6 protein-coding genes and 1 tRNA gene are annotated in these 3513 nt (G+C 69.9%); 5 read left to right on the top strand and 2 right to left on the bottom strand.

All coding sequences use genetic code 11. The features are described 5' to 3' along the window. Positions 1–113 precede the first annotated feature (113 nt). Genes ACIKT0_RS15230 through mnhG form a run of 3 tightly spaced genes read left to right on the top strand, consistent with a single transcriptional unit; the run spans position 114 to position 1074 of the window. The gene (locus ACIKT0_RS15230) at positions 114–392 is read left to right on the top strand and encodes a Na+/H+ antiporter subunit E (RefSeq protein WP_407106168.1); all 279 of its coding nucleotides are present in this window, start codon (positions 114–116) and stop codon (positions 390–392) included. Then, the gene (locus tag ACIKT0_RS15225) at positions 389–670 is read left to right on the top strand and encodes a K+/H+ antiporter subunit F (RefSeq protein ID WP_407106167.1); all 282 of its coding nucleotides are present in this window, start codon (positions 389–391) and stop codon (positions 668–670) included. The genes ACIKT0_RS15230 and ACIKT0_RS15225 overlap by 4 nt, the downstream gene beginning before the upstream one ends. After that, positions 667–1074: a monovalent cation/H(+) antiporter subunit G gene (gene mnhG, locus ACIKT0_RS15220; RefSeq protein ID WP_407106166.1), complete on the top strand. Its 408-nt coding sequence runs from the start codon at positions 667–669 to the stop codon at positions 1072–1074. The genes ACIKT0_RS15225 and mnhG overlap by 4 nt, the downstream gene beginning before the upstream one ends. 111 nt (positions 1075–1185) lie before the next feature. On the opposite strand, the gene ACIKT0_RS15215 is transcribed toward mnhG, so the two are convergent. Together ACIKT0_RS15215 and ACIKT0_RS15210 are read right to left on the bottom strand one after the other, a co-directional pair. Then, positions 1186–1262: transfer RNA gene (locus ACIKT0_RS15215), tRNA-Met, on the bottom strand. Between the two features lie 79 nt (positions 1263–1341). After that, complete coding sequence (locus tag ACIKT0_RS15210) at positions 1342–1986, bottom strand: hypothetical protein (protein ID WP_407106165.1); 645 nt, start codon at positions 1984–1986, stop codon at positions 1342–1344. A 164-nt stretch (positions 1987–2150) separates the two neighbouring features. On the opposite strand from ACIKT0_RS15210, the gene ispH reads away from it, so the two are divergent. Together ispH and ACIKT0_RS15200 are read left to right on the top strand one after the other, a co-directional pair. Then, positions 2151–3110, top strand: coding sequence for a 4-hydroxy-3-methylbut-2-enyl diphosphate reductase (ispH, locus tag ACIKT0_RS15205; RefSeq protein WP_407106163.1), 960 nt, complete (start codon positions 2151–2153; stop codon positions 3108–3110). Positions 3111–3222: 112 nt separating this feature from the next. Continuing rightward, positions 3223–3513 (top strand): phosphotransferase (locus ACIKT0_RS15200; RefSeq protein WP_407106162.1); only part of this gene is annotated, 291 nt, incomplete at its 3' end.

Below are 3513 nucleotides of genomic sequence, written 5' to 3'. Positions count from 1 at the left end.
TAAATCGTTAGTATTCGAATTACTCTCTCTTAACCTTTGGAACTCTCTCGAAAACCGCTTTTCCGCTTAGCCAAATGTTAAATCGGGGCCCGTAACGTCAGCGTGTAAGGGTCATCCGCTCCAACATCGCGGTCGGGCGCATCGTGCTCGGCCTCAGCGGGCGGCGTGAGAGGCGGTCGGGCTTCATCGACATTCCGCTCGAGTTGCGCGACCCGAACGGGCTCGCGGCTCTCGCCTGCATCATCACCTCGACGCCCGGCACGCTGTGGGTCAATTTCGATCCGACGCGGGGGACGCTGATGATCCACGTCCTCGACCTGATCGACGAGGAGGAGTGGGCGCGCACCATCAAGGGCCGCTACGAAACGCTGCTGCTGGAGATCTTCCAATGAGCGCGGCGATCCTCTCCTGGTCGCTGTGGGCGGCGCAGATCATGCTGGCGCTCGGCATGAGCTGCGCCGTGTTCCGCATGCTGCGCGGCCCGCGCGCGCAGGACCGCGTGCTCGGGCTCGACACGCTCTACGTCAACGCGATGCTGCTGCTGCTGACCTTCGGCATGGCCTCCGGCAGAACGCTTTATTTCGAGGCGGCCCTGATCATCGCGCTGCTCGGCTTCGTCGGCACGGTCGCGCTCGCCAAGTTCCTGCTCCGCGGCGAGGTGATCGAATGAGCGCCGCGGCGGAGCTGCCGGTCTGGATCGCGATCCTCACCGCGGCGCTCGTGCTTCTGGGCGCGGCGGTCGCGCTGGTCGGCTCGCTCGGGTTGCTGCGGCTCGGCGGCTTCTACGACCGCGTGCATGCACCGACCCTCGGCGCGACGCTCGGCGCCGCCTCGATCGCGCTCGCCTCCATGATCTATTTCAGCGCGCTCGAGACGCGGCCCGTGCTGCACGAGGCGCTGATCCTCGTCTTCGTCGCCGTCACCACGCCCGTGACGCTGATGATCCTGGTGCGCGCCGCCCTGTTCCGCGACCGAGCGGAGAACGCCGATCCGCTCCTGCGACCCGGCGAGGACGTGGCCCGGCTGGACGCCGATGCGCGCGAACCGGGGGAATCCCGGGGACAAGCGGAGTAGCGGGCTCGATCCGCCGGGCGTCTCCGCCCGCCGCGAGCGCACCTCCATGACGCCGGGATACATCGCGGCGAAGGCGGTGATTCAGGACGAGATTTATCGAGGGCGACGAGTTGGTAGCGGAGGAGGGACTCGAACCCCCGACACGCGGATTATGATTCCGCTGCTCTAACCAGCTGAGCTACTCCGCCCCGGCGCTGTCGCGGCGTTCCGCGGGCGGGCGGATATAAGGAGGGGCTCCGAGAGGTGTCAAGCGCCGCCTCGCCCGCCTCAGCGACGGGCGCGGCTGGCGCGGGCCGGCGTCGCGGCCGCCGGGTCATATCCCACCAGAATGCGCCAGCCGGCGAAGCGGTTCTCCGGGATCGGCACGACGATGTTGTCCTCGATGTGCGAGAAGTCCGCTTGGGTCTGGCCGGCCGGCACGGTCACGTCCACCACGTGATTCTGCGAATAGACCGGGCGGTTCTGCTCGTCGACGACGGCGATCCTGAGCGGCAGCCGGAACGCGCCCGGCGCGCCCTTGGGCCCCAGAATGACGCGGCCGACGACTCCGACCCGCAAGCCCGCCTCGACGCCGAGGTTCGAGCACTCCCGCGCCGTGTCGGCGAGCGTCGCCTGATAGCGCAGCGCGAACGGGTCGTTCGAACCCGGCGTGTCGTAGACCGGGTAGGCCGCGGCGCCCTGCAGCACGTCGACAGGCGGGCATTGCCGCTTGATGGCGAGGTCCTCCGGAGGCGTCACCGGGGGCGGGTTGGCGTTGCCGAGCAGCAGCTTGGTGGCGAAGCCTTCGCTCTTCTGGGCGGGCTTGCCGGCGTCTGCGTCGCCGCCGACCGTGCTGCAGGCGGCGAGAGCGACGAGACAGGCGGCCGCCCCAGCGCGGGCCGCATTCGCCAGGATTGCGTGGACGCGACGCATACGCAGACCCCCGGACTGGCGCCGCCAAATCGGCGACGGCGAGCGTTATAGCAATCGGCCCACGAGCTTGGAAAGGCGCTCCCGGCTTGACAGCGCGCCGGCCGGGTCGCCATTTCGCGGACAGCCGACCGGGCGAGACGCGCCGCCAGCTGAGCGACCTCCGGATGATGCCCAAGCCGCCCCTCAAGGTTCTTCTTTGCGCGCCGCGCGGCTTCTGCGCCGGCGTGGTGCGGGCGATCGACATCGTGGAGGCGGCGCTGGAGCGGTTTGGCCCGCCCGTCTACGTCCGGCACGAGATCGTGCATAACCGCTATGTGGTGGACGCGCTGAGGCGGAAGGGCGCGGTGTTCGTCGAGGAGCTCGACGAGGCCCCGGACGGCGACGCGCCGGTGGTTTTCTCCGCCCACGGCGTCGCGAAGTCGGTGCCGGAGGCGGCGCGCGCCCGGAACCTGATCGCGATCGACGCCACCTGCCCGCTCGTGACCAAGGTCCACCGCGAGGCCGAGGTGCATTTCCGCCGCGGCCGGCTGGTGATCCTGATCGGGCATGCCGGCCACCCCGAGGTGGTCGGCACCATGGGCCAGCTGCCTGAGGGCGCGGTGCTGCTGGTCGAGACCGAGGCCGACGTCGCGGCGCTCCGCGTCCCGGAGGGGCGCGAGCTCGCCTATGTGACGCAGACGACGCTGTCGATCGACGACACCGCGGCCGTGGTGGCGGCGCTCAAGGCGCGCTTCCCGGCGGTCGTCGGGCCGCACAAGGAAGACATCTGCTACGCCACCACCAACCGGCAGGAGGCGGTCAAGCGCGTCGCGCCCGAATGCGACGGGCTGATCGTGGTCGGTGCCGCGAACTCGTCGAACTCGCAGCGGCTGCGCGAGGTCGCGGAGCGCGCCGGCTGCCCAGTGGCGCGGCTCGTGGCGCGCGCCGAGGACATCGACTGGAGCGAGTTCGACCACATCCGGACGCTCGGCGTCACCGCCGGGGCGTCCGCGCCTGAGGTGCTGGTCGAGGAGATCATCGACGCCTTCGCGGCGCGCTACGACGTCGAGGTCGAGACGGTCTCGACAGCGGACGAGAAGGTGTTCTTCCCGCTTCCGAGGGAGCTCCGCCCGGCCGCCGAGTGAGCGGGCCGTGGTCGCAGGGGCGCACCGCCCGGGATAAGCGCGGCCGTGGCGTTGCGGCCGGGCCGGCGAGACCGTAAGCAGCCTCCGCCCGCCCTCGCCGCCCGAGTCCCGAATGGCCGTCTACACCGAAGTTCCCTATGACGAGCTCGCGGCCTTCCTGCGCGCCTACGACATCGGCGACGTGGTTTCGTTCAAGGGCATCGCGGAGGGCGTCGAGAACTCCAACTACCTGCTCGACACCACGCAGGGCCGCTTCATTCTCACCCTCTATGAGAAGCGCGTGCGGCCGGACGACCTGCCGTTCTTCCTGGGCCTGCTGGAGCATCTGTCGGCGAACGGCCTGACCTGCCCGCAGCCGGTGGCGGGGCGCGACGGCCAGGCGCTGCGCGAGCTGTGCGGCCGG

The sequence above is a fragment of the Hansschlegelia beijingensis genome, from assembly GCF_045505405.1.
Taxonomy (GTDB): Bacteria; Pseudomonadota; Alphaproteobacteria; order Rhizobiales; family Methylopilaceae; genus Methylopila; species Methylopila beijingensis_A.
Note: the sequence above shows the minus strand (reverse complement) of the source record. Positions and strands in the feature narration are given on the sequence as shown.